The sequence below is a fragment of the Actinomycetota bacterium genome (assembly GCA_030774015.1).
Lineage (GTDB): Bacteria > Actinomycetota > UBA4738 > UBA4738 > JACQTL01 > JALYLZ01.
In genome coordinates, this window is the sequence record JALYLZ010000035.1 from 1 (window position 1) to 22,914 (window position 22,914).

Annotated in this window: 21 protein-coding genes; 7 read left to right on the plus strand and 14 right to left on the minus strand. The window is 70.3% G+C overall.

The window, feature by feature from the left end; genetic code table 11:
- Positions 1 to 204: 204 nt before the first annotated feature.
- From M3Q23_03205 to M3Q23_03235, 7 genes are all read right to left on the minus strand, one after another.
- Positions 205 to 1,899 carry a hypothetical protein gene (locus M3Q23_03205; protein ID MDP9341119.1) on the minus strand — a complete coding sequence of 565 codons (1,695 nt, stop codon included), beginning with the start codon at positions 1,897 to 1,899 and terminating at the stop codon, positions 205 to 207.
- 58 nt (positions 1,900 to 1,957) lie between these two features.
- On the minus strand, positions 1,958 to 2,398 hold the full coding sequence (locus M3Q23_03210) for a putative ABC transporter permease (GenBank protein MDP9341120.1): 441 nt from the start codon (positions 2,396 to 2,398) through the stop codon (positions 1,958 to 1,960).
- Positions 2,399 to 2,434: 36 nt separating this feature from the next.
- Entirely contained in the window at positions 2,435 to 5,008 is a 2,574-nt protein-coding gene (locus M3Q23_03215; protein ID MDP9341121.1) for an IPT/TIG domain-containing protein, read from the minus strand.
- A gap of 147 nt (positions 5,009 to 5,155) precedes the next feature.
- On the minus strand, positions 5,156 to 6,583 hold the full coding sequence (gltX, locus tag M3Q23_03220; GenBank protein ID MDP9341122.1) for a glutamate--tRNA ligase: 1,428 nt from the start codon (positions 6,581 to 6,583) through the stop codon (positions 5,156 to 5,158).
- Positions 6,580 to 7,338, minus strand: coding sequence for a fumarylacetoacetate hydrolase family protein (locus tag M3Q23_03225; GenBank protein MDP9341123.1), 759 nt, complete (start codon positions 7,336 to 7,338; stop codon positions 6,580 to 6,582). The genes gltX and M3Q23_03225 overlap by 4 nt, the downstream gene beginning before the upstream one ends.
- Positions 7,339 to 7,417: 79 nt before the next feature.
- A complete protein-coding gene (locus M3Q23_03230) occupies positions 7,418 to 7,843 on the minus strand; it encodes a type II toxin-antitoxin system death-on-curing family toxin (protein ID MDP9341124.1) in 426 nt (141 codons plus the stop codon).
- A 13-nt stretch (positions 7,844 to 7,856) separates the two neighbouring features.
- Positions 7,857 to 8,126: a hypothetical protein gene (locus M3Q23_03235; GenBank protein MDP9341125.1), complete on the minus strand. Its 270-nt coding sequence runs from the start codon at positions 8,124 to 8,126 to the stop codon at positions 7,857 to 7,859.
- 362 nt (positions 8,127 to 8,488) lie between these two features.
- On the opposite strand from M3Q23_03235, the gene M3Q23_03240 reads away from it, so the two are divergent.
- A complete protein-coding gene (locus M3Q23_03240) occupies positions 8,489 to 8,716 on the plus strand; it encodes a type II toxin-antitoxin system Phd/YefM family antitoxin (GenBank protein MDP9341126.1) in 228 nt (75 codons plus the stop codon).
- Positions 8,709 to 8,975, plus strand: a complete 267-nt coding sequence (locus M3Q23_03245; GenBank protein MDP9341127.1) for a type II toxin-antitoxin system RelE/ParE family toxin — start codon at positions 8,709 to 8,711, stop codon at positions 8,973 to 8,975. The genes M3Q23_03240 and M3Q23_03245 overlap by 8 nt, the downstream gene beginning before the upstream one ends.
- 32 nt (positions 8,976 to 9,007) lie before the next feature.
- On the opposite strand, the gene M3Q23_03250 is transcribed toward M3Q23_03245, so the two are convergent.
- The 3 genes from M3Q23_03250 to M3Q23_03260 form a co-directional block, all read right to left on the minus strand.
- A complete protein-coding gene (locus M3Q23_03250; GenBank protein ID MDP9341128.1) occupies positions 9,008 to 9,424 on the minus strand; it encodes a VOC family protein in 417 nt (138 codons plus the stop codon).
- Between the two features lie 13 nt (positions 9,425 to 9,437).
- Positions 9,438 to 10,364: a branched-chain amino acid transaminase gene (locus M3Q23_03255; GenBank protein ID MDP9341129.1), complete on the minus strand. Its 927-nt coding sequence runs from the start codon at positions 10,362 to 10,364 to the stop codon at positions 9,438 to 9,440.
- 131 nt (positions 10,365 to 10,495) lie between these two features.
- A complete protein-coding gene (locus M3Q23_03260; GenBank protein ID MDP9341130.1) occupies positions 10,496 to 11,401 on the minus strand; it encodes a hypothetical protein in 906 nt (301 codons plus the stop codon).
- A 113-nt stretch (positions 11,402 to 11,514) separates the two neighbouring features.
- Here M3Q23_03260 and M3Q23_03265 point away from each other — a divergent pair, with 113 nt between their 5' ends.
- Positions 11,515 to 13,380 (plus strand): serine/threonine-protein kinase, encoded by a 1,866-nt coding sequence (locus tag M3Q23_03265; protein ID MDP9341131.1) that lies wholly within the window; start codon positions 11,515 to 11,517, stop codon positions 13,378 to 13,380.
- Positions 13,381 to 13,386: 6 nt separating this feature from the next.
- On the opposite strand, the gene M3Q23_03270 is transcribed toward M3Q23_03265, so the two are convergent.
- The 3 genes from M3Q23_03270 to serA form a co-directional block, all read right to left on the minus strand.
- Positions 13,387 to 15,270: an ABC transporter substrate-binding protein gene (locus M3Q23_03270; GenBank protein ID MDP9341132.1), complete on the minus strand. Its 1,884-nt coding sequence runs from the start codon at positions 15,268 to 15,270 to the stop codon at positions 13,387 to 13,389.
- Between the two features lie 109 nt (positions 15,271 to 15,379).
- The gene (locus tag M3Q23_03275; GenBank protein ID MDP9341133.1) at positions 15,380 to 17,251 is read right to left on the minus strand and encodes an ABC transporter substrate-binding protein; all 1,872 of its coding nucleotides are present in this window, start codon (positions 17,249 to 17,251) and stop codon (positions 15,380 to 15,382) included.
- A gap of 40 nt (positions 17,252 to 17,291) precedes the next feature.
- Complete coding sequence (serA, locus tag M3Q23_03280) at positions 17,292 to 18,875, minus strand: phosphoglycerate dehydrogenase (GenBank protein MDP9341134.1); 1,584 nt, start codon at positions 18,873 to 18,875, stop codon at positions 17,292 to 17,294.
- Between the two features lie 59 nt (positions 18,876 to 18,934).
- On the opposite strand from serA, the gene M3Q23_03285 reads away from it, so the two are divergent.
- Positions 18,935 to 19,219, plus strand: a complete 285-nt coding sequence (locus tag M3Q23_03285; GenBank protein MDP9341135.1) for a winged helix-turn-helix domain-containing protein — start codon at positions 18,935 to 18,937, stop codon at positions 19,217 to 19,219.
- Between the two features lie 5 nt (positions 19,220 to 19,224).
- Here the strand turns inward: M3Q23_03285 and M3Q23_03290 are convergent, their stop codons facing one another.
- The gene (locus tag M3Q23_03290; GenBank protein MDP9341136.1) at positions 19,225 to 20,376 is read right to left on the minus strand and encodes an alanine--glyoxylate aminotransferase family protein; all 1,152 of its coding nucleotides are present in this window, start codon (positions 20,374 to 20,376) and stop codon (positions 19,225 to 19,227) included.
- 163 nt (positions 20,377 to 20,539) lie between these two features.
- On the opposite strand from M3Q23_03290, the gene M3Q23_03295 reads away from it, so the two are divergent.
- From M3Q23_03295 to M3Q23_03305, 3 genes are all read left to right on the plus strand, one after another.
- Entirely contained in the window at positions 20,540 to 21,013 is a 474-nt protein-coding gene (locus M3Q23_03295; protein MDP9341137.1) for a sigma-70 family RNA polymerase sigma factor, read from the plus strand.
- Positions 21,006 to 22,124 (plus strand): hypothetical protein, encoded by a 1,119-nt coding sequence (locus tag M3Q23_03300; protein MDP9341138.1) that lies wholly within the window; start codon positions 21,006 to 21,008, stop codon positions 22,122 to 22,124. The genes M3Q23_03295 and M3Q23_03300 overlap by 8 nt, the downstream gene beginning before the upstream one ends.
- A 92-nt stretch (positions 22,125 to 22,216) precedes the next feature.
- Complete coding sequence (locus M3Q23_03305) at positions 22,217 to 22,849, plus strand: hypothetical protein (protein MDP9341139.1); 633 nt, start codon at positions 22,217 to 22,219, stop codon at positions 22,847 to 22,849.
- Positions 22,850 to 22,914: the final 65 nt, after the last annotated feature.

The window sequence follows — 22,914 nt, forward strand, 5'->3', positions numbered from 1 at the left end:
CCGCCAGGGCCGCGGCCAGCGCGAGCCCCAGCAGCCGGCGGCCAACCACCCTCCCCGGTCGCTGCACGAGCCCGTTCTACCGGAAGCGTCGCAGCGGGCACCACGCGCACTTGGCTGGGGTGCGTTACGCCCTATGGACCGGGCTGGACGACCGAAAAAGATCAAAGGCCGAGGCGGCCGGGGCGGCCGAGTGCGGGCCCTCCGCTACCGCGCGCCGTCCACGAACGGTTGCGGGAACCCCAGCCGGCCGTCCGACCAGGTGAAGTACGGGGTCGAGCCGTCGGTCGTGTTGTCGGTGTAGTCCCCGAAGTTCGGCGTGATGCGGGTGGACACGCCGTTCCAGTCGCTGTCGTCCGTGGTCACCCGGAAGTCCGGAGCGGAGACGTTCGGCCCCGGCGTGATCTCGGCGAAGTAGTCCGTCCTCGTGGAATCCGGGCCCCACAGGCGGCGGTCGTACCAGGACGTGATCACCCTGTCCGCCGCGCCCACGCTCACCGCCGGGAGGAAGTGCAGCACGCCGCCGGAATCGTCGTTCACCCGCCGGATGGCGCCGAACGCCGACAGCGAGAGGTCGGAGGCACGCATCCACACGTCCCCGAGGAGGTGCTGACTGGCGTCCTCCCACACGAACACGACCTGCCCCGACAGGGGGCGGACGGCCGCCTGCGGGAAGTCGTTCGGGCCCGGCTCGAATCGGTTGTAGCCCGCGATGATCTCGCCCACCAGCGACTTCACGCCGCCGTCGGGGTTCGACCCCACCTGTCCCAGCGTGATCACCCGCGGGTCCGACGCCCCTCCCACCGATGGCGCTCTCGCGCCCGCCGGGACCAGCGCCGCGTGCATGTACACGTAGGGGTCGCCGTCGAACAGGTTCGAGGAGATGTTGCGCTCCCACACGACGTAGGTGTCGCCCCCCGGCGCCACCACCGGGAACGGGCCCTCGTTCAGCGCGCCGCACCGGAGCGCCTCGGACGACTCGACGCCGCGCCGGCAGTTGTGCTCCTCGCGCCACACCACGATGGGGCTGCTGAAGTCGCTGGAGGACAACCGGGACGGGTCGGACGGGACATGGGCCCGCACGATCTCCACCTGGCCCAGGCCGCTGTGGCCGCGGCTCATGAAGAACCGGATGTACGCGACGACGAGGGTCCGGCTGGCCTGGTCGTAGCCCACCCAGTCCTTGTCCAGGAGGGACAGCCTGCGGGGAGGACGCCGCCGGAACGAGCACACGTTCCCGGCCTGGGCCGCCACGACCGGGTTCCCGAACGTGACCGCCGATCCCGCCGGGTCGACGGTTCCCACGGACACCGCGACGGTGAGCTGGGACGGGTTGCCGTCGCTGCAGGCCTGGAACGAGGGAAAGTACAGCGAGCCCACGATGAAGGACTGCCCGTCGTCCACGGCCACGATCGAGGGGTCGCCGGCCCACTGCTGGTCCGGGTTGTCGTTGGGCAATCCGATCAGGTCCGTGAAGCTGGCCCCGCCGTCGCCCGAGTAGCCCACGCCGGTACCGGAGGCGCGGACGCTCGTGGCGTCGGTGGCGAACTGGCCCGAGATGTCGTTCCAGCCCACCACCACCCGCCGCTGTCCCTGGAAGGTCCCCGCCGCGATGGCCGTCTCGCTCTGGCCGCCCGCCAGGTCCTCGGAGGGATCGGCGGCGTCGACGTTGGTGCCGAAGGCCCCGGCCGCGCCGAGGGCCTGGTGCGGCGGCTGTGAACCGGGTGCCTGCGGCGACTGCGGGTGCAGCCACATCCGGACCCCCGCCGAGAGCCAGGCCCGCGCGTTCAGGTGATGCAGGACCCGGCGCTGGAGCAGCGGGGGCCTGGCGCTCGAGTGGACCGGCGCCAGCAGCGCCACCTGGAGGATCGCGGCGACCCCGACCGTGATGATGCGTCTCATGAACGTTCCCCCTCCCCAGGTCGTCGTTGTCAAGCTCCGGCTCACCCGGCTCGTCCGGTCATCCGGCTCGTCCGGTCATCCGGTCGTGGACCGGCTCCAGGGCCAGCCCCGCCGCGGCCCACATGGGGAAGTAGTCCGGCCGAACCAGCCCCTTGATGTGCCGGCGGGCGGACGTGTAGTCCCACGGGGCCTCCCCCACCGCCTTGCGCAGGGCCCACCCGCTCGCGTACTCCACGGCCATGATCAGCACGCCGTACACGGCGGCCCGGGCCGGCGCGGGAACGCGGTCCCGCATGGCGTCGTGCAGCGGCTCGTACAGCGGCGCGAGCAGCCCGTAGATGGGGAACATCCACAGGCTCGAGCGCGACGGGAGTCGCCGGTCACGGGTCCGCACGAAGTCGTGCAGTCCCGTGAAGGCGACCTCGCCGCACCAGCCGATCAGGCCGTACGCGGCGAACCGCCCCCACCTGGTCCGCACCCGGAACCGGTCGTCCCCCAACTCCCCCGCTCTCCTGGTCGCCGTTCGGAATGGCCGCTACGTCACGGTGAAGCAGCCGGCGCAGTTGCCCACCCCTTTGTCCGGGTTGACCACCTTCACGGTCCTCGGCCCCGTCGTCGCGCCGGCGGCGATCGTGATGTTCGCGGTGAGCTGACCCGAGCTGACGAAGCTGGTCGAGTTGACCGTGATGCCGGCGCCGAACGTGGCCTTGGCCCCGGACACGAAGTTCGATCCGAAGACGGTCACGTTCATGGTCGCTCCCCTCGCCCCCGTGTTCGGACTGGTGGACGTCGGAGCGGGAGCCGGATCGATGGTGAGGCATCCCGGGCACGTGGCGGTTCCGCCCGAGCTCACCGTGACGTCGCGGGCTCCCACCGTAGCGCTCGCCGCGGCCTTCAGCTTGACGGTGAGCTTCGTGCTGCTGACGAAGGTGGTGGAGACCACGGTGACGCCCGTCCCCGACACCGAGGTCGTGGCACCCGCCTGGAAGTTGGTCCCGTTCACCGTGACGTTCCGGGTGCCCCCCTGGCCCAGCGTGTTCGGATTGATGGAGGTGATGGTGGGCCCGCCGCCGCCGCCCGAGATGGTGAGGATCCCCGTTCCCGTCTTGGTCTGTCCGTCCGGGTTGGTGACGGTGACGTTCTGCGCGCCGGACGTCGCACCCACCGTGGAGACGTTCAGGGTGACGGATGTCGGGCTGGTGAAGGTCACGCTGTTCACCGTGACGCCCCCCGTCACCGAGCCGCCGATGTGGCTGAACGGAAGCGCGTTGCCCGTGAGGTTGGAGCCGGGATCGTAGAACCCCGACCCGGAAACCTGGGTGCCGGTGATGGTGACGTTCACGGAAGACTGGCCCGCGGCGATGGTGGACGGGCTGGCCGAGGCCGGCGTGGCCGGCGGTGGAGCGATGAGCTTCACCACCCGGACCGCCCACGAGTTCGTGGTGTTGTTGAACTCCTGGATCGTCCACATCGTCATGTCGTCGAGCGGGTCGAGCGACGTGTACGAGTAGTCGCCCCATCGCTGGAGCGTTCCGGACTGGGGCCCGTAGACGGTCGTGCTGTTCGTGTAGAGCTGGGTGGTCTCGACGGTGCCCAGCGGGTCACCGACCAGCCGGCCCACCGTGGCGGCGTTGGGATGCTCGGCCTTCCCGGCCGTGGTGAACCCGAGCGCGGCGTGGCCCTGCCCCGACACCATCACCGAGGGGATGGTGAAGAACCGGGGATTGGTGGCCGCGCCGTCGAAGATGGTCCCGGACTCCACGATCGATGGCGTCTGCGGCGAAGGGATGCCGGTCAGCTCGTACCACCGGGAGGCCGTACGGCTGATCGTGCCGCTGGACGTCCCCGAGCTGTTGACGCCGATGTTGTGGGCCGTCCACAGCTTCCCGTTCCTGATGTGTGCCGCGAACAGCCGGTCGTCCAGGGTGTCGAGGGTCTTCGAGCTTCCGGTCTGTGGAGCGGCCAACGGAAAGGCCGTCGTGGGGACGGTGATGAGGACGTTCGAGGAGATGCTGGGCGTGCCGCCGGGGTTGGACACGCGGCGCAGGTCCAGGCGGCCGAAGGCCTTGTTGCTGACGCCGATGAAGTAGCCTTCGGTTGCGGCCGGGTCGTAGTTGTCGACCCCCTGCGGCGTGAACGGTCCCTCGGTGGCCGAGCCACCCGAGCCCGTGGTGAGGTCTCGAAAGACCGTCACCACGATGGGCCCGCCGCTCAGGACCGAGCTCTTGCGAACCACGTACCCGTCCGTTGCCTTCAAGGAACCCACCGCCGGGAACACGTTGATCCCGATGTACAACGCGTTCGCGTCGATCCCCAGCGTGTCGTAGTCCGCGAAGTCGGTGAGGGTGCGGGTCGGCGCGGTCGAGTCGCTGGGAATGTCGTAGAAGGTGAAGTTGGAGGCGCTGGTGATGGTGCTGGTGTTGCTCACGGCGATGAGGATCCGGTTGTCGGTGCTGTTGATGTCGATCATGGTGATGAACCAGCGCCCCGACAGGCGGTCGTAGCGGATACGCGGGTCGCTCGTGCCGGCCACGATCACCGAGGCGAAGAACACGTCGGGGTCGACGTTCAGCGCCCCGTCGGCCACCCCCGTGCTCTTGCTGAAGCTCCGGAACCGCCCGTTGACCGTGACGATGAACTGGGTCGGCCCCACGGCGCCCATCGTATCCGGAGGCACGAACCCGGGGGTGTCGGAGATGGTCGCGCCCGTGAAGCTGGTCCCCAGCGTCTGCGGGGTGAACGGCGCCTCCGGTGAAGGGTTCCCGGCGCCTCCGGGCAGCTGTGACACGTCGGGGGAGCTCGGGTTCTGGGGCAGGGACGCCCGCTCCGGAACGCCCGGCTCGGGCTTCGGGATGATCTGCGGAGGCCCGGAGCGATCCGCGATCCGCTGCTGGCGCATGATGCTCGCGACCGACCGGGTCACCCCGGGGGCGCCGACCACCGGCGTGCCACGGTGCCAGCCGACGTGCCCACTCGTGTGGGAGCGGCCCGCGGCCGCGGCGCCGTGGAGCCCCGACACAGAGACGACGATGAGGCAGGCCATGAGCGGCGTGGCCCAGGCCCTCCCCCTACGGGTGGACGTGCCGTCCTTCCGAGCGCGACCTGGCATGGATCCCCCTCCTCGAGTTCGTACGCAGCGAGCCGACAGGCTTCCAGCGGTGACGCGGGCGTGACGGGTACGGGCGCTTCGCCTCGCTACCGTACATACGCACGGCCCGGATGGAAAGGTCCCCCGGCTTGGGGGACGCCGGTTGGGCTACCGCTCCTCGGCCCGCCGGAGCCGCTCGACGGTCCGTTCCCTTCCCAGCAACGCCATGGACTCGGGAAGGGGCGGGGAGATCCTGCGGCCCGTCACGGCGGCCCGGACGGGCTGCCACCCCTTGGTGCGGTTCAGGCCCGCGCCCGCCGCCAGGTCGTCGAGCACGCGCTTGATCTCCTCGACCGTCCACTCCTCCACCGCTTCCAGGCGGGACGCCGCGTCCCTGAGGTATCCGGGGTCCACGGAGGCGATCTGCTTGCAGGCGTCCTCGTCCGGTTCCACGTCCTCGAACAGGAACCGGAGCAGCTCGCCGGCCTCCGCCAGCGTGGACATGCGTTCCTGGATCAGCGGGACCGCCTCCTCGACCACCTGCGCGGCCTGGGGGTCCTGCACACCGAGGTGCCCCACCAGCCGTCTCGCCAGCTCGTCCGGCGGGAGCCGGCGCACGTAGACGCCGTTCAACCAGGTGAACTTCTCCACGTCGAAGATCGACGGGTGGTGCGACACCGTGGTCACGTCGAACCGGCGGATGAGCTCCTCGAGCGGCAGGACCTCCTCGTCGCCGCCGGGTGACCAGCCCAGCAGGGCTAGGTAGTTGACCATCGCCTCGGGCAGGTAGCCCCGGTCGCGAAACTCCTCCACTGCCACCGCCCCGTGGCGCTTGGAGAGCTTGGCCCGGTCCGGCCCCAGGATCAGGGGGAGGTGCGCGTAGGTCGGCGGTTCTGCGCCCAGCGCCTCGACCATCAGGATCTGCCGCGGCGTCGACGGGAACAGGTCCTCGCCCCGCACGACGTGGGTCATCTCCATCAGGTGGTCGTCGACCCCCGAGGCCAGCAGGTAGGTGGGGGTCCCGTCCGAGCGCAGGATGATGAAATCGCGGAGGTCCGCGTTGGAGAACCGGACCTCGCCCCGCACCAGGTCGGAGAACTCGACGTCGCGTCCCTCGGGGATGGCGAACCGGACGGCCGCGGGCCGCCCCTCCGCCTCGAACGCCGCGCGCTCGGCCTCGGTCAGCCGGCGGCACCGGCCGTCGTAGCCCGGCGCCTCGCCGCGGGCCTGCTGCTGCCGGCGGCGCTCCTCCAGCTCCTCCGGGGTGCAGTAGCACCGGTAGGCATGTCCCTCCGCCAGGAAGCGGTTCGCCACCTCCCGGTGCAGGTGGAACCGCTGGGTCTCGATGTACGGCCCGAAGGGGCCCTCGACACCCGGCCCCTCGTCCCAGTCCAGCCCGAGCCACGACAGCGCGGCCTGGACGCTCTCGATGCCGCCGGGGACGACCCGTTCCGGGTCGGTGTCCTCCACCCGCAGCACGAACACGCCGCCGTGGTGGCGGGCGAACATCCAGTTGAACAGCGCGGTGTGGGCGCTCCCCACGTGGAGCGATCCGCTCGGCGCGGGCGCGAACCGGCACCGGACCGCGTCGGTCACCCCGGCACCACCGTGTTCACCAGCACGCCGATCGCCTCGATGTCGACCTCCACCCGGTCCCCCACCGCCAGCGGGCCCACCCCGGCCGGCGTGCCGGTCAGGATGACGTCCCCCGGCAGCAGGGTCATGAAGGTCGACACGAACGCCACCAGCGCCGCCGGCCCGAACGTCTGGTCGGAGGTCCGCGCGTCCTGGCGGACCTCGCCGTTCACCCGGGTCCGGATGGCGACATCGGAGGGATCGAGCTCCGTCTCGATCCACGGGCCCAGCGGACACGAGCCGTCGAACCCCTTGGCCCTGGTCCACTGCCCGTCGGTGCGCTGGAGGTCCCGCAAGGTCAGGTCGTTGCCGCACGTGTAGCCCAGGATGGCCCGCTCCGCCTGGTCGAGGGCGAGCCGCCGGGCCAGCCGCCCGACCACCACGGCCAGCTCGCCCTCGTAGTGCAGCTCGCGGCTGATGGGCGGGTACGGGATGGGGTCGCCGGGCCCGATCACGGCGGTGGACGGCTTCAGGAAGACCAGGGGGTGGTCCGGGACCTCCTCGTGCATCTCGGCGGCGTGCTCCGCGTAGTTGCGGCCCACCGCCACGACCTTCGAGGGAAGCACCGGCGCGAGGAGGCGGACGTCGTCCAGCGGGACCTCGTCGCCCGTCGGCACGGGGTCCTCGAAGAACGTGCCCCGAAGCAGGCGGACGAGGCCGCCCTCCACTGCCCCCGTGCCGATTCGATCCCCGAACCGGAACCTGACCAACCTCATGCCTCGACGAGGCTATCGGATGCAGCGCACCCCCACCGCGGTGAGTGTCCCGCCCGGGCCCCGCTTCGACAGGAACATGTCATTGGCTGTCATGGCCGTCGATGGGCACCAGCGAGGCGCGGATCCGTTCGGCGAGACGTTCCGGGGTGTCGCCTTCGCTGAGACCGAGGATCCAGCTGGCGCGCTCCTGCTGCGAGGCCGAGACCCGGTGGCCGTTGATGGCCAGGAAGGTCAGGCAGGCGGCCAGGGCCGTGCGCTTGTTCCCCTCGACGAAGGGCTGGCCCTCAGCGATCCCGTGAGCGAGCACCGCCGCTTGCAGGGCCAGGTCCGCTCCCTGGTAATGGGCGTATGCAGATGGGCGAGCGAGAGCAGACTCGAGGCCGTCGCGGGTGCGCAGCTGGTCCGCGGCCTGGCGCCCAGTGCAGCCGAATATCTCCGCATAGAGGGAGAGGATGTCCTCGATCGCGAGGTAGATGGCCTCGTCTCGGTCTTCGGTCCCGGACAACGCCGTGAGCTGCTCAGCCTCGTGGGCGCCGGCCCGCGGGCGCGTCGGCGCGGCGGTCGTGCTCGGAGAGGATCTCGAGCGCCTCGCGGTTCTCGGCGACGACGGCACGTCCGGCGCTCCGGATGAGTGCTCGTACCTGCGCGGCGGGGATGACCCGGAGCTCACCGGACTCGAGCTCCTCGACCAGGACCGAGGTCCCCGGAGTGAAACCGAGGCGCTCAAGCTCGTGCGGGAGCGAGATCACGTTGCTGTTGCCTACGCGGCGGATCTTCACGATCTTCACAGACCAAGTATACACAAGGATATACGTACGAGGTAGAGGCCTCTTCCCCGAATCCTTCATGGGTGAAGTGTGCTCAGGCCGGGCGGAGGCAGACGGTGAAGATCGTGCCGATGCCCTCCGTCCCCGGACCAAGGCCAAGGTACGTGTGGACCAGCGAACCGATGCTCTGCTCGTCCTCGACCACCAGGATGGCCCCGCTCGCCACGGCTCAACCCCGCGAGTCGGCGCTCACTGGCGGCATCGTAGACCCGGGGATCGGGTACCGCCGTTGGAAAGGAGGATCATTTCCGGCATGAGGCTCCCACCCACATCGGTCCCTTTTACGGTACATTTTGACGTACTGTGGAGGGTACATCGTGGCCGTGAGAGTGGTCGGCGTCCGCCAGCTTCGGGACGAGCTCGCGTCGGTGATGGACGGGGTGGCTCGACTGGGCGAGGTCGTGATCACACAGCGCGGAGAGGGCAGGGCGGTGCTCATGGATCTCGACCGATACAACCAGTTGATCGAAAGGCTCGAGTACCTGGAGGACACCCTGGACGCCCTGGAGGGCCAACGGGACGGCGCCGTGCCCATCGCCGAACTTGCCTGATCGGCCGCCCTACCTGGTTCTTGCCTCGCCGACAGCTCAACGGGACTTCGGGCGCCTGCCGCCTGGAGTCAAGGAGCGCATCCGTGCCGCGATGATCGCCCTGGCAGACGACCCTCGCGGGCAATCGGAGAAGCTAGCCAGCGAGGACGCCTATCGCGAGCGGGTTGGGGATTACCGAGTCGCGTTCCGGGTGGACGACTCGGCGCAAGAGGTGCTGGTCACTCGGATCAAGCACCGGGGCGACGTCTACCGACGCTGACGCAGCACGATGGACGCGGTGGAGCCGGGCGGTCAGGTTCCTTCCGCGCCAGGGCGGTAGGTCCCGAAGGTCCAGATGTGACCCTCGGGATCGCGGGCGGCGTACTCTCGGGATCCGTAGTCCTGGTCCTCTGGCACCCGGACGATCTCGGCGCCGGCCGCCCGGGCTCGCTCGTAGTGCGCGTCGACGTCGTCCACCGCGATGTAGATCCCTTGGGTCATGCCGCCGAGACTTCGGGGACTCCTCAGCTCCAGCGGATCCTGGCCGTGGGTGGAACCGAGCATGACCACGCCGGGGCCCAGGCCGAGCTCGGCGTGGGCGATGGTTCCGTCGTCGTTGGGCAGCACCAGCCGCTTCTCGAACCCGAACGCCGCGCACAGCCACTCGACGGCGGCGGGAGCATCCTCGTAGCGCAGGAACGGGAAGACGTTGGGCCGGTGGTCGGGCATGGCGCCCCTCGGGCTACTCGTTCGCGTACGTGAGCCAGCCGGCGTACTTGTCGAGCTCGCCGTGGACGGCGCCGAAGAAGACGCTCTGGATCTCCTTGGTGATCGGACCCAGGCCGTTCGTGCCCACCGAGCGGTCGTCGATCTCCCTGATCGGGCACACTTCTGCGGCCGTCCCCGTGAAGAAGGCCTCGTCGGCGAAGTACAGGTCCGTCCGGGGAAGGTTCCGCTCGTGCACCTCGTATCCGAGGTCCTGGGCGATGGTGATGACCGACTCCCGGGTGATGCCGTCCAGGCACCCCGCCGACAGCGGCGGCGTGTACAGGGCGCCGTCCCGCACCACGAAGATGTTCTCCCCGGTCCCGTCGGTCACGTAGCCGGCCATGTTCAGGAAGATGGCCTCGTCGTAGCCGGCCTTGAGCGCCTCCACCTTGGCCAGGCCCGAGTTGACGTAGCCGCCCGTGGCCTTGGCGCCCGGCGGGATGATGTTGTGGTCGCTGCGCTTCCAGGACGAGATCTTGGCGGTGGCTCCCTGCTCCAGCGCCTCCTCACCCAGGTAGTTCTCCCAGGACCACACGGCGACGGACACGTTCACCGGGGCGTTCAGCGGGTTCAGGCCCATCTCGCCGGAGCCGCGGTAGACGAGGGGGCGGATGTAGCAGGCCTCGAGGCCGTTCACGCGGACCGTCTCCACGCAGGCCGCCACCATGGCTTCGAACGAGAACGGCATGTCGATCTGGTACAGGTGCGCCGAGCGGAACAGCCGCCGGATGTGGTCGGTCAGGCGGAACACGGCGGGCCCACGCTTGGTCTCGTAGGCACGGATGCCCTCGAACACACCGGTCCCGTAGTGCAGCGCGTGGGTGAGGACGTGGATACGGGCGTCGTTCCAGTCCACGAGCTCGCCATCCATCCAGATCTTGTCCACCGGCGCGAGCGGCACCTGTTCCTCCTTCGCGTCCACGGGACGGCACCTGGCGCGTCCCCTTCCCGGAGCCAAAGCATACCCGGGGCTTCCGGCCCGGGACCGTACCCTCGGCCCGGTCCCGCGGGCCGCTCGGGGGACCCCGGCCGCTACGGCTGGAATCCCGGCGCCGCGGTGCCCTCCAGGGGATACAGGGACCGCACGACCGGCGGCACGTGCTGGACGAACCGGGACAGCCCGATGAGAACCTGGCCCATGTCTCCGCCCATGTCGTCCTGGGAGTCCATGCGAACGAGGACGTGTCGGCCGTTGACCTCGAAGGTGGTCCACGCGGGCGCCTGGTCGAGCATCCACGCCATCATCCGCGCGTCGACCAGCGCGGTGGCGAAGTAGGAGTCGGCGCACAGGACCCGTACCTTCCCGTTGAACGCGATCGACTCGAAGTGAACCCGCGGAGTCCTCCCGGCCGGTTGCAACGAGCCGCTGCTCCCTATCCACAGCGGAGGGCAGTTCGCGGCAAGTGGAGCGAGGCCCATGAACTGCCAGCCCGTGTACACCCATCCTTCGTCCTGCCCGCCCTTGACCTGGTACCGAACATCGAAGCCCTGGAGCGGCACCCCGTCCACCGTCCCCCACATGACGTTGCGCACCTCCACGCCGCGCCGGGCGAACACCTCGAACGGCAGTCCGGCCCCGGTGAGACCGAACGGATCGGCCGGCGAGAACCGGAGCCCCATCACCCGGGCCACCTCCGGCACTTGCCCGGCCCGGGCCTTCCGGGCCCATCCCGACATCAGCACCAGCGAGACGATGCCGGCCAGCAGCAGCATGGCGCCCACGGTCTCCAGCCCGTTCACGTGCGTGGCCGCACCGACGGCCGCCAGGACGATCCCCAGGACGAACCCCAGGAACCCGCCCAGCGCCACCAGGGCCATGCCGAGGCCGCGCTTCCGCGAGACGCGCTGCACCTTGGGCGGCCACCCCGGCAGGTACCGTTGGAGATCGGCCGGCAGCGGCGGCGGGGATGCTGGCGTCGGTTCCTGGGGCGTGCTCACTCCGCAAGTATGGCGCGTACGTGGTGGGTTCCTACGGGAAGACGTCCGGCGCCACCCGCCCGCTCCAGCAGGCCTGTCTCTCGCTCTTCCCGGGGTGTAGAACACGCACCGAGATGAACGGGGACACGCGGATCGGCTCAGAGATCGCCGGCTACCGCATCGAGCGGTTGATCGGGAAGGGCGGGATGAGCGCGGTCTATCTCGCGGAGCACCTGGCCCTCGGAAGGAAGGTCGCCTTCAAGATCCTCGCGCACGAGCTGTCCCAGGAGCAGGCCTTCCGGGACCGCTTCGTCCGCGAGTCGAGGCTGGCCGCTTCGATCGACCACCCGAACATCGTGCCGATCTACGACGCGGGGGAAGCAGAAGGGCTCCTGTTCATCGCCATGCGGTACGTCGACGGGACGGACCTCCGGGCCTATCTCCGCGAATTCGGGCCGCTCTCGGCCGGCAAGACCGCCTCGATCATGGGCCAGGTGGCGAGCGCCCTTGACGCCGCGCACGCCCGGGGGCTGGTGCACCGGGACGTGAAGCCCGGCAACGTGCTGATGGTCTCGAACGTGGGCGTCGAAGCCTCCGATCACGTCTACCTGGCCGACTTCGGCCTGACCAAGCACGCCCTGTCGGTCAGCGGCATGACGGCGACCGGACAGTTCGTCGGCACGATCGACTACGTCGCTCCCGAGCAGATACGGGGCGAGTCGGTGGACGGCCGGACCGACGTCTACTCACTCGGCTGCATGCTGTACGAGTGCCTCACCGGGAACCCCCCGTTCGCCAGGGACATGGAAGTGAGCGTCCTGTACGCCCAACTCGAGGAGGTGCCGCCCCGGGCGACCGATCGCCGTCCCGAGCTGGAGCCGGGCATCGACGACGTCATCGGGCGGGCCATGGCCAAGCGGCCGGAGGACCGGTACGCGAGGGCTGGGGAGCTCGCGGCGGCGGCGAGGGCTGAGCTGGGAGGCGGGATCGGCGAGCAGGCCGTGCTTCCGTCCGCGGCCAGCGTCCGCCTCTTGCCTCGCCGCAGGCGGGCGGCCTGGATGGCCGCAGGTGCCACCATGCTCCTGGCGGTGGCGGCCGTGGCGGTGGTCCTGCTCACTCGAGGCGGCAGCAAGGCCGTGTTCCCCACGGGTCCGAACACCGTTGCCGTGATCGACCCCGCCCGGAACGCGGTCACGAACGGGGTCGCGGTCGGGCAGCGGCCCTCCGGCATCGCGTTCGGCGAGGGGGCCGTATGGGCGGTGAACTTCGACGACCAGACCGTGTCGCGGATCGATCCGCGATCGGGGACGGAGGTGGCCAGGCCGGGAGGCGTTGGAGCGGCGACCGGGATCGCCACCGGCGAGGGTGCGGTGTGGGTGGCCGAGACGTTCTCCGACACGGTGTCGGTCATCGACCCGGGGCTGAACAAGGTCAGCGGAACGGTTCCTGTCCCCGGTGCCTATGCGGTCGCGGTCGGGGGCGGCTCGGTGTGGGTGACCAGCGACACGGAGGACGAGGTGTTCCGGATCGACCCGCAGACGGAGCAGCAGAACGGCCCGCCGATCGGCGTGGGGAAGCGGCCCAATGGCATCGCGGCCGACGACTCGGCGGTGTGGGTGGCGAACTCGCTGTCGGGCACCGTGGCCCGCATCGACCCCACGACCGCGAACATCGTGGCCGGCAAGATCGCCATCCCGTGCCAGCCCGACCAGGTGGCCATCGGCGCGGGTGCCGCCTGGGTCACCTGCGGTCAGGCCAACGAGGTCGCCAAGATCGATCCGAGCAAGAACGCGGTGGTCCTCACCCAGAAGGTCGGGGGGTCACCGACGGGCATCGCCGTGACGAGCGATGGCGTGTGGGTGGCGTGCAGCGATGCCGGCCAGGTGTGGCGCCTGAACCCGAGCGACGGACGCGTGGTGGCGAGAATCCCGGTCCACGGGAGCCCGGCCGGCATTGCGGTCGTGAACGGCCAGATCTGGGTGACGGTCCAGGCGCCCTGAGGCCCGTCAGGCCGGCTTCAGGGCAATCTGGTCGAGTGCGGGCATGGCGACGCTCTGGTCGAAGGAATAGCCGGCCACCCGGGTCGAGACCAGCTCCGGGTCGGCCTCGTAGATGTACGGGACCCACGGGACCACGTCCTCCATGAGGTACTTGTCCAGCGCCGCCCAGCACGCCGGCTGGGCATCGCCCCGGATGGCCAGGCACTGATCGATCCGGTCGTCCACGGTGGGGATCTTCGTCACCTTGTAGCCCCATGCGCGCAGCTTGCGCGGCGTCGCACCCAGCAGCGGATACAGGCCACCTGAGAAGAAGAACGGGAAGAACTGTGCCCCGTTCGGATAGAGCCCCGAGAAGAAGCCGTCGAACAGCCCGATCGGGACGTGCAGCGCCGGCTTCTCCAGCCGCGTGAAGAAGGTGGCTCCGTCCAGCGCCACCACGTGCAGATGGATGCCGATCTCCTGGAAGGCTTGCCGAACGGGGGGCACGAGGGCACTCTGGACGTCGAGAGCCAGGGCCAACACGCTCCGGCACGCGGCCGCGTCGCACCGGCCGTCACCGTTCGCGTCGTACTTCGATCGGGCCATCTCCGCCCGGGCCAGCTGCACGCTCCCGGCATCTCCGGGCGTTCGGTACGGGTCGTAGTCCAGCAGCAGGTCGTTCTCCAGGCTGTCCATCCCGATGTGCCCCGCCGGCCGGCCAGCGGTCAGCCCCCCTGCAAGCTCGACCATCCGTTTCTTGTCCACGGCCAGGTTGACGGCCTTGCGGACGTGGATGTCGTCGAAGGGGGGCTCCGCCACGTTCATGACCAGTGCGCGCACGAAATCGCGGGGGTTCACCATGATCCGCCCCAGATTCGGGTCGTCCTGGAAACGCCTCAGGACCTCCGCCGAGAAGGAGAGCGCCGGCGGCCCGAAATAGAAGACGAGATCGTCCTTCCCCCGCTCGATCTTCGAGGCGGCCTGGTCGGGCGTGCCTCCAATGGTGATCTGGATGCGGTCGGCGTAGGCCCCGCGCAGATCGTCGGTCGACCGACTCCACGACGGGTTCCGAACCAGGGTGAGCGACTGGGCTGGGACGAATCCGGAGACCGGCTCCTGTTCCGCGGGCGGCGCCGAGGGGTCGAGGTGCTCGGCGCCTTCGATCATGTAGGGGCCGGAGGCCACCAGGAACCGCCCGTAGTCCGTGTCGTGGCCTTCGGCGGCGCCGAACTCGGCGCCGGGGTCCGCGGGGTCGGGCGGGATGGGTGCGGCCGCCGGCATCGCCAACCGGAAGCCGAGGTCGCTGGCCGGCTGCGCCAGCTGGACGCGTAGGGTGTGGTCGTCGGGGGTCTGCAGCCCCGAGATCGAGCCGGCCTCCTCCTGCGCGTACGCGTCGAAGCCCTCGATGACCGAGTACAGGTCCGAGTACCCTGGCCCCGCGGCGGGCGTCCCCAGCCTGGCCTCGCGCTGGAGGGCCCGGACGAAGTCGCCGGCGGTGATCTCGACGGACTGGAGCGGCGGGGCGTAGTGGATCCCCCGCCGGAGGTGAAAGGTCCAGGTGAGTCCGTCCGTGGATACCTCCGGCATGCCGTCCGCGAGGTCCGGACGGGGCTGTGTCCCCCCCTGGTCCGTGGGATGGCCGTTGTAGGAGAGCAGCGTCCGGAGCAGGCAGCACCGGAACAGCTCCGAGGCGTCGGGCACGCCGTCGAGCTGGGGATCGAGCGCCCCGGGCGAGTCGGGCGTAGTGATGAGGGAGAGCGGGACGGACAACACCGGCATCGCCACTCTCAGCGTGCCGCCCCGAGGCAGCTGTACCACTGGAGACTTCCGGCGGTGCTCGGTCGTGCCACCCCCCGTGCAGGCCGCTGCGATGAGGGGGAGGAGCGCGAGGATGGCGGCGGCGCGCTTCACGGCGACTCTTTGACCGCCGACCGCGTCAGGGCCACATCGACCAACCTACGCCGGCAGCGTGATCTGGCTGCCGACCGTCGAGGCGCCTGAGGCCCTCACGTTCCCCGCTTCAGGGCAATCTGGTCGAGCGCGGGGAGGGCGACGCTCTGTCGAACGAGAAGCTGGCCAGCCGGCTCGAGACCAGGTCCACGTGAGCCTCGCCGATGTAGGGGACCCACGGGACCACGTCCTCCATGAGGTACTTGTCGAGTGCCGCCCAGCACGATGTCTGGGCATCACCCCGAATGGGCAGGCACTGATCGATCCGGTCGTCGACGGTCGGGACCTGCGTCGCCGTGTAGCCCCATGTGCTCAGGTCATCCGGCGACGCGCCCACCAGCGAGAAGTTGTTGGCGCCGATCCCTTCACTGGAGAAGAGGCCCGGGAAGAACTGTGCCCCGTTCGGATAGTCCTTGAAAACGCCGATGAACAGCCCCATCCCGACGTGCAGCGCCGGGTTCGCCAGCCGGGCAAAAAGGGTCGGTGGGTCGAGGACCACGACATGCAGACGGATGCCGATCTCCTCGAAGGCCTGCCGAACGGGAGGCAGGAGGGCAGGGAACAACGGGCCGGCCAACGCCAACACACTCCGGCATGCCGGGGCGTCGCACCGGCCGTCACCGTTCGCGTCGTACTTCGACTGCGCCATCTCCGCCCGGGCCAGCCGCACGCTTCCGGCATCCCCGGGCGTTCGGTACGGGTCGTAGTTCAGGAGCAGGTCGTTCTCCAGGCTGTCCAATCCGAGGTGCCCGGCCGGCCGGCCGGCTGCCGCTCCCCCGGCCAGCTCGATCATTCGCTTCTTGTCCACGACCAGGTTGGCGGCCTTGCGGACGTGGATGTCGTCGAAGGGTGGCTCTGCCACGTTCATGATCAGGGCCCGCACGAAGTCACGGGGGCTCACGATGACCCGCCCCAGGTCCGGGTTGTCCCGGAGGCGCCGCACGACCCCGGCGGAGTACTGCGGTGGCGGGCCCACGTAGAACACGAGATCGGTCTTCCCCTGCTCGAGCTTCGAGGCGGCCTGGTCTGGCGTACCTCCGATGGTGACCTCGATGCGGTCGGCATAGGCGGCGCGGAGGTCGTCGGTCGACCGGTTCCAGGAAGGGTTCCGAACCAGGGTGAGGAACTTCCCGGGAACGAACCCGGAAACCGGGGCCTGCTCCCCGGGCGGGGCCGAAGGATCGAGGTGCTCGCTGCCCTCGATCGTGTAGGGGCCGGAGGCCACCAGGAACCGCCCGTACCCGGCGTCGTGCCCCTCGGCCGCGCCGAACTCGGCGCCCGGATCGGCCGGGTCGGGGGGGATGGGCGCGGCCGCCGGCAGCGCCAGGCGGAAGCCGAGGTCGCCCGCCGGCTGCGCCAGCTGGACGCGCAGGGTGTGGTCGTCGGGAGCCTGGAGCCCCGAGATCGAGCCGGCCTCCTTCTGGGCGTACGCGTCGAAGCCCTGGATGACCGAGAAATAGCTCGGGGGGCCGCCGGTGGCGGGCGACACCAGCCTGGCATCACGATCGAGTGCCCGGACGAAGTCCTGAGCCGTGATCTCGACCGACTGGAGCGGCGGGGCGTAGCGGATCCCCCGCTGGAGGTGAAAGGTCCAGGTCAGTCCGTCCGGGGACACGTCCGGCATGCCGTCCGCGAGGTCCGGGCGGAGCTGTGTCCCCCCCTGGTCCGTGGGATGGCCGTTGTAGGAAAGCAGCGTCCGGAGCAGGCAACACCGGAACAGCTCGCTTGCGTCGAACGAGGCCTCGAGGTGTGGATCGAGCGCTGTGGGCGAATTGGGGATGGTGATGTCGGAGCCGAGCCACGCCGGCATCGCCACCCTGAGCGTGCCGCCCCGAGCCAGTTGCACCACCGGAGACTTCCGCCGGTGCTCCGTGGTCCCGCCACCCGTGCAGGCCGCGGCCACCAAGGCGAGGAGGGCGAGGATGGCCGCCAGACGCCTCACGGCGACACCTCGACCGCCGATCGGGTCATGGCCAGGCAGCCTACTCCGGCAGGGTGATCTGGCGGGCGTGCTCGGCGCCGATGGCTTCGCCGATCCGGGCCAGCACGTCGGCGGGGATGGGGCTGTCGAGCGTGAGGCCCATGAGCGCGAGACCCCCAGCGCCCTTGCGGCCCACCTCCATGCTGGCGATGTTGATACCGGCGTCGCCCAGGATCGAGCCCACCTTCCCGATGACGCCGGGGCGGTCCTCGTACAGGAAGAAGGCCATGTGCCGGGCCGGCGCCATGTCCATGTCGAAGTCGAACACCTGGACCAGGCGGTCGCCGTCGCGCCTGCCCACCAGCGTCCCCGCCACCGCCACCTCGCCGGCCTCGGTCTCCGCCCGCAGCGAGATCAGGTTCACGTAGTCCCGCGACACCGTCGACTTCGTCTCGGAGAGGGCAATCCCCCGCTCCGCCGCGATGACGGGAGCGTTGACGAACGACACCGGCTCGTGGACCACGCCGGTGAGGCAGCCCTTCAGCGCCGCCAGGGTCAGCACCCGGGTGTCGGCTTCGGCGATGCGCCCAAGGTACTCGCACTCCACGGAGCGCAGGGCCCCCTCGGCCAGCCCGACCAGCACGGCTCCCAGGCGCTCGGCCAGCGGCATGAACGGCCGGACCACCTCGGGCACCTCGGCCCCGGCGGACACGTTCACCGCGTAGGGGACGAACTCGCCGCCGAGCGCCAGGCGCACCATCTCGGCGATGGCGGTCCCGGCCTTGTCCTGCGCCTCCACGGTGGACGCGCCCAGGTGCGGCGTCACCACCACCTGGTCGAACTCGAACAGCGGGCTCGCCGTGGTGGGCTCCCGCGCGAACACGTCGAGAGCCACGCCGGCCAGGTGGCCGTCCTTCAGGGCCTTGACCAGGGCGTCCTCGTCCACGATGCCGCCCCGGGCCGTGTTCACCAGGCGGGCTCCCTGCTTCATCAGCCCGATCTCGCGCTCCCCGATCAGGCCCTCGGTCTCCGGCGTTCGCGGGAGGTGGATGGAGACGAAGTCGGCCTGCACCAGCACGGCCTCGAGGGTCGGCATCAGCTCGACGCCCATCTCCCGCGCGCGGTCCTTGGAGACGTACGGGTCGAACGCGATGACGCGCATGCCGAACGCGGCGGCCCGGTGCGCCACCATCGCGCCCACCCGGCCCAGCCCGATCACGCCGATCGTCTTCCCTGCCAGCTCGACGCCACGGAACCGTTCCCGGGCCCATTCGCCCCGCCGGAGCGCGGCGTCGGCCTGCGGGATGCCCCGGGCCTGCGACAGCAGCAGCGCGATGGTGTGCTCGGCGGCCGAGACGATGTTCGATTGGGGCGCGTTCACCACCATGACGCCGCGACGGGTGGCCGCGTCGAGGTCAACATTGTCCAGGCCGATCCCGGCCCGGGCGATGACCTTGAGGTTCTCCCCCGCCTCGACGACCTCGGCGGTCACCCGGGTCTGAGACCGCACGATCAGCGCGTCATACGGGCTGATGGCCTCGGCCAGCCCGTCCGACGCCAGCTCGGGGCGGACATCGACCTGGAAGTCCTTGCGCAGGAGGTCGAGCCCGCGGTCGGACAGCGGCTCGGTCACCAGGATTCGCATGGCGCCCATTGTCCCGTCCCATAGAGCCGGTGACACGCCGGGCGGCTATCCTCCGCCTCGTGGGCGCCGGTCCGTCGCGCTTCCGGTTCCACCTGCTGGGTCCGCTGGCCGTGGCTCGCGACCACGCGCCGCTGTCGGCGCGAGACATCGGGAGCCGCAAGGAGCGCACCCTGCTGAAGCTGCTCCTGGTGGAGCGCGGCCACGTGGTCCCGTCCGACCGCATCGCGGAGGCCCTGTGGGGCGACGAACCGCCCGACCGGTGGGACCGGGACCTGGCCACGCTGGTGAGCCGCCTTCGAGCGGTGTTCGGAGCCGACGCGATCGTCGGGGGGCGCGCAGGGTAGCGGGCCTAGGCGTTCTCGGCGAAGACCTCCTCGGCGGCAGCCACCGCGGCCCCCCGCTTCACCGGGTACCCCATGGCGGCTAGCGTCATCTCCAGCGCCGCCAGGCACCGGATGATGTCGAGGGGGTCGTAGTACCCGAGGTGCCCGATCCGGAACACCTTCCCCTTCAGGGGGCCCTGCCCCGGCGCCAGGATCACGCCGTGGTCGGCCCGGACCCGCGCCACCAGATCGTTCCCGTCGATCCCCTCCGGAGCACGAATCGCCGTCACGGCCCAGGCCTTCTCGGGGTTCGCGCCGAACAGGTCCAGCCCCAGCGCCCGAACGCCCTCCTTGACTGCGGCGGCCAGCGTCCGGTGGCGACGAAGCGCCTCGTCGGGTCCTTCGGCGAAGTACATCCGGAGCGCCTCGCGGAGCCCCTGCATCAGCGAGATCGCGGGCGTCCAGGGGTTCTCGGGGTCGGACAGGTCGTAGGACGCCTTGTACGCGGCCCAGTCGAAGTAGAACCGCGGGTTGGTGGCGGTCTTCGAGGCCTCCCACGCCGCCGGCGATACGGCCACGAAGGCCAGGCCGGGAGTGGCGGACAGGGCCTTCTGGGAGCCACCGACCGCCACGTCGACGCCCCAAGCGTCGCACTCGAACGGCACCGCGCCGACGCTCGAGACGCAGTCCACCACCAGCAGGACGCCGGCGGCGCTGGTGATGCGGCCGATGGCCTCGATGTCGTGGATCACGGCCGTGGACGTCTCGCTCTGCTGGACCAGCACGGCTTTCGTGGGGGCCTCCGCCAGGGCGGCCTCCACGTCGGCCGGACGGACCGCCTGGCCCCACTCGTAGTCGATGGTGCGCACGTCGAGGCGATAGGCCCTGGCGATCTTCGCGAAGCGCTCGCCGAAAAAGCCCGCCACCGGGACCACCACTCGGTCGCCGGGAGAGAACAGGTTCGCCACGGCGGACTCCAGCCCGCCGGTGCCCGAGGACGTGAAGATGAGCACGTCGTTGCCGGTGCGGAACAGCCGCTGGAGGTCCTCGGTGACCTCGCGGAGCAGCTTCCCGTAGCCGGGCCCACGGTGGTACACGAGCGGCGCGGCCTGGGCCAGCAGCACCTCCGGGGCAACCGGCGTGGGTCCCGGCGCCATGAAGATCTCGGGCTTTTGCATGGTTGAGCTCCCCTCGGACGATCCGCGGCCGAGCCTACCACGGGCCCCCGGGCCCTCCGCCGGAACAGCCCGCTGCGACGGTGCGCGGCTCCAACTCCGCCGATCCGCGTGGCCTTTGGGGGTTAACCTTTCGTGCCCCCCGGTGCTCGTTCATCGTGTGGGTGTGCGGACCACGGAGGGGAAGCAGGACTACGCCGCCCTCTTTCGCGAGGTCGGTCCCCAGCTGTGGAGGGCCATCTTCGTGTATGCGGGCGGTCGCCGCGAGGTGGCCGACGATGCGGTGGGAGAGGCGTTCGCTCGCGCGATCGAGAGCCAGGGCGACATCCGCAATCCGTTTCCCTGGTTGTACCGGACCGCATTCCGCATCGCCGCGGGGGAGCTCCGGCGTGAGACGGCGACCTTCCCGTCGGCCGAGACATACCTGGACGATCCGGCCACGGGCGACCTGCTGCGTGCCATGCGGCGGCTCTCGCCGTCGCAACGGGCGGCCGTGTTCCTGTACTACGAGGCGGACCTGCCGGTCCGCGAGGTGGCCAGCCTGATGGGCACCTCGTCGGCCGCCGTCAAGGTGCATCTCCACCGGGGGCGGAACCGCCTCCGCCAGATTCTCGGAACCGAGGAGGTCGACGATGCCTGAGCGCTGGCGCACCGAGCTGCGCAAGATCAACCATCTGCATCCCGACGAGGACCTGGTCGACCGGGCGCTCGCCCGGCCCCGCCGGAAGGCGCGCGCGCGGCGGCTCACCACGAGGATCGCCACCGTGGCGTTCGCCCTGATCCTCCCGGCCGCCCTGATCGTTGGAGCCATCCGCATCGCAGGTGGGCGAAGCACGCAGACGCCGGCGGAGCGCTCCAGTGTGACCGTACCGCCGACCAACGGCGAGCTGCTGTACACCAAGCGCCTGAGCGACGGCTGGAGCCTGTTCGCCATCGACCCCTCCACCGGGGTCGAGCGCCAGGTCACGCACGGGTACCGGGATTACGGATCGGACTGGTCGCCGGACGGCACGAAGATCGTCTATGACAGCGAGTCCTCGGGCGGTGGCCAGGGCATCTGGGTGGTGGACGCGGACGGCTCCAACGCGACGAAGCTGATCGACGACGGCAGCGTTCCCGCCTGGTCGCCCGACGGCACCGAGATCGCCTTCGCCCGTCCCGACATCGGCAAGTACGTGTCGTTCGGCGCGGAGTCGTCGGGCACGCCGTTCTACGTCTACGTCATGGACGCGGACGGAACGAACGTGCAAAGGCTGACCTACGGGGAGCACTCGGACTACTCGCCCGCCTGGTCACCCGACGGCACGCACATCGCGTTCCTCCGTGAGGGCAGCGGGAGCGGGCTGTTCGTCATGAACTCCGACGGCTCCGATCAACGGCAGATCACGGGCTCGGAGCTCGAGATCTTCGGCGCCCCCGACTGGTCACCCGACGGCGCGACTATCGTCATCGCGGTGAACGGGACGAAGGACGGGGCACCCGGCGGCATCATGCTGGTGCCCGCGGACGGAAGCGGCGGACCGACGATGGTCCCCGGCACGGAGGCCACCTACCCCGACTACGTGAGCAACCCTGCCTGGTCGCCGGATGGTGAGTGGATCGCGTACACGCCCGGCGGCCGCGCGGGGGGGATCGTGATCGTGCATCCGGACGGCTCGGACCCGCGGACCGTCGCCGTAGATCCCGCAACCGACACCATCGAGGAGCTGGCCTGGGGAACGGCTGCCCTCGCCGGATCACCCGCCCCATAGGCACGAGCGCTTCCCCTCAGACCACGGTCGTAGGGCGAACTCACCACTCCGGGCCGACGACGATCCGGGGCCGCCAACGGTACGGTTCGCCCGTGCGACGCAGATGGACGCTCCCGGTCCTGGCGGCAGCGATGTCGGTGCTGGCGGCGGGATGCAGCTCGCCGGGCCCTTCCGGACCCGGCCCCGCCGCGATCACCTCTTCGGGGTCGACGCAGGCCACACCGGCCCTTCCCCTTCGTCGCGGCTACCTGGAGATCGGCACGTACCAGACGGAGATCTTCCGTCCTGCTTTCACCATCGACATCCCGGTGTCTTCGGAGTGGGGGACCTACGGCGAGACCGGACGGCGCGTGCAGATCGGAGGCCAGGATGGCTTCTTCAGCTTCCTGGCCCTCTCCGCTCAGGGATCCAGCCCGAACAAGCCGGCCCTGATCCAGGCGCTGCGGGCGGGGTCGGGGGTGCATGTCGAATCCGCCGGGGAAGGGAGCTTCGCGGGGTTGCCCGCGGCTCGCGTGGCCGTCGTCGCGGGTGGGGGCCACACGCGGATCACGTTCGGCGGCCAACGCCTGTCGTTCTTTCCAGCGGAGCACGCCACCCTGTGGCTGCTCGCCGTAGGGTCCGCGCCGGTCCTGGTGGTCCTGGGAACCGGTGCGTCGGGCTCCGGTTCGTTCCGGCGGGAGGCGATGCGAGCGCTGCGGAGCGTCCGGTTCCAGGCCGCCCAATGAGGCGCTGAACCCGGGCGACGTCCGCCCGCGTCGAGGGAACCAGCAGGGCGGTAATGTGATCGAGG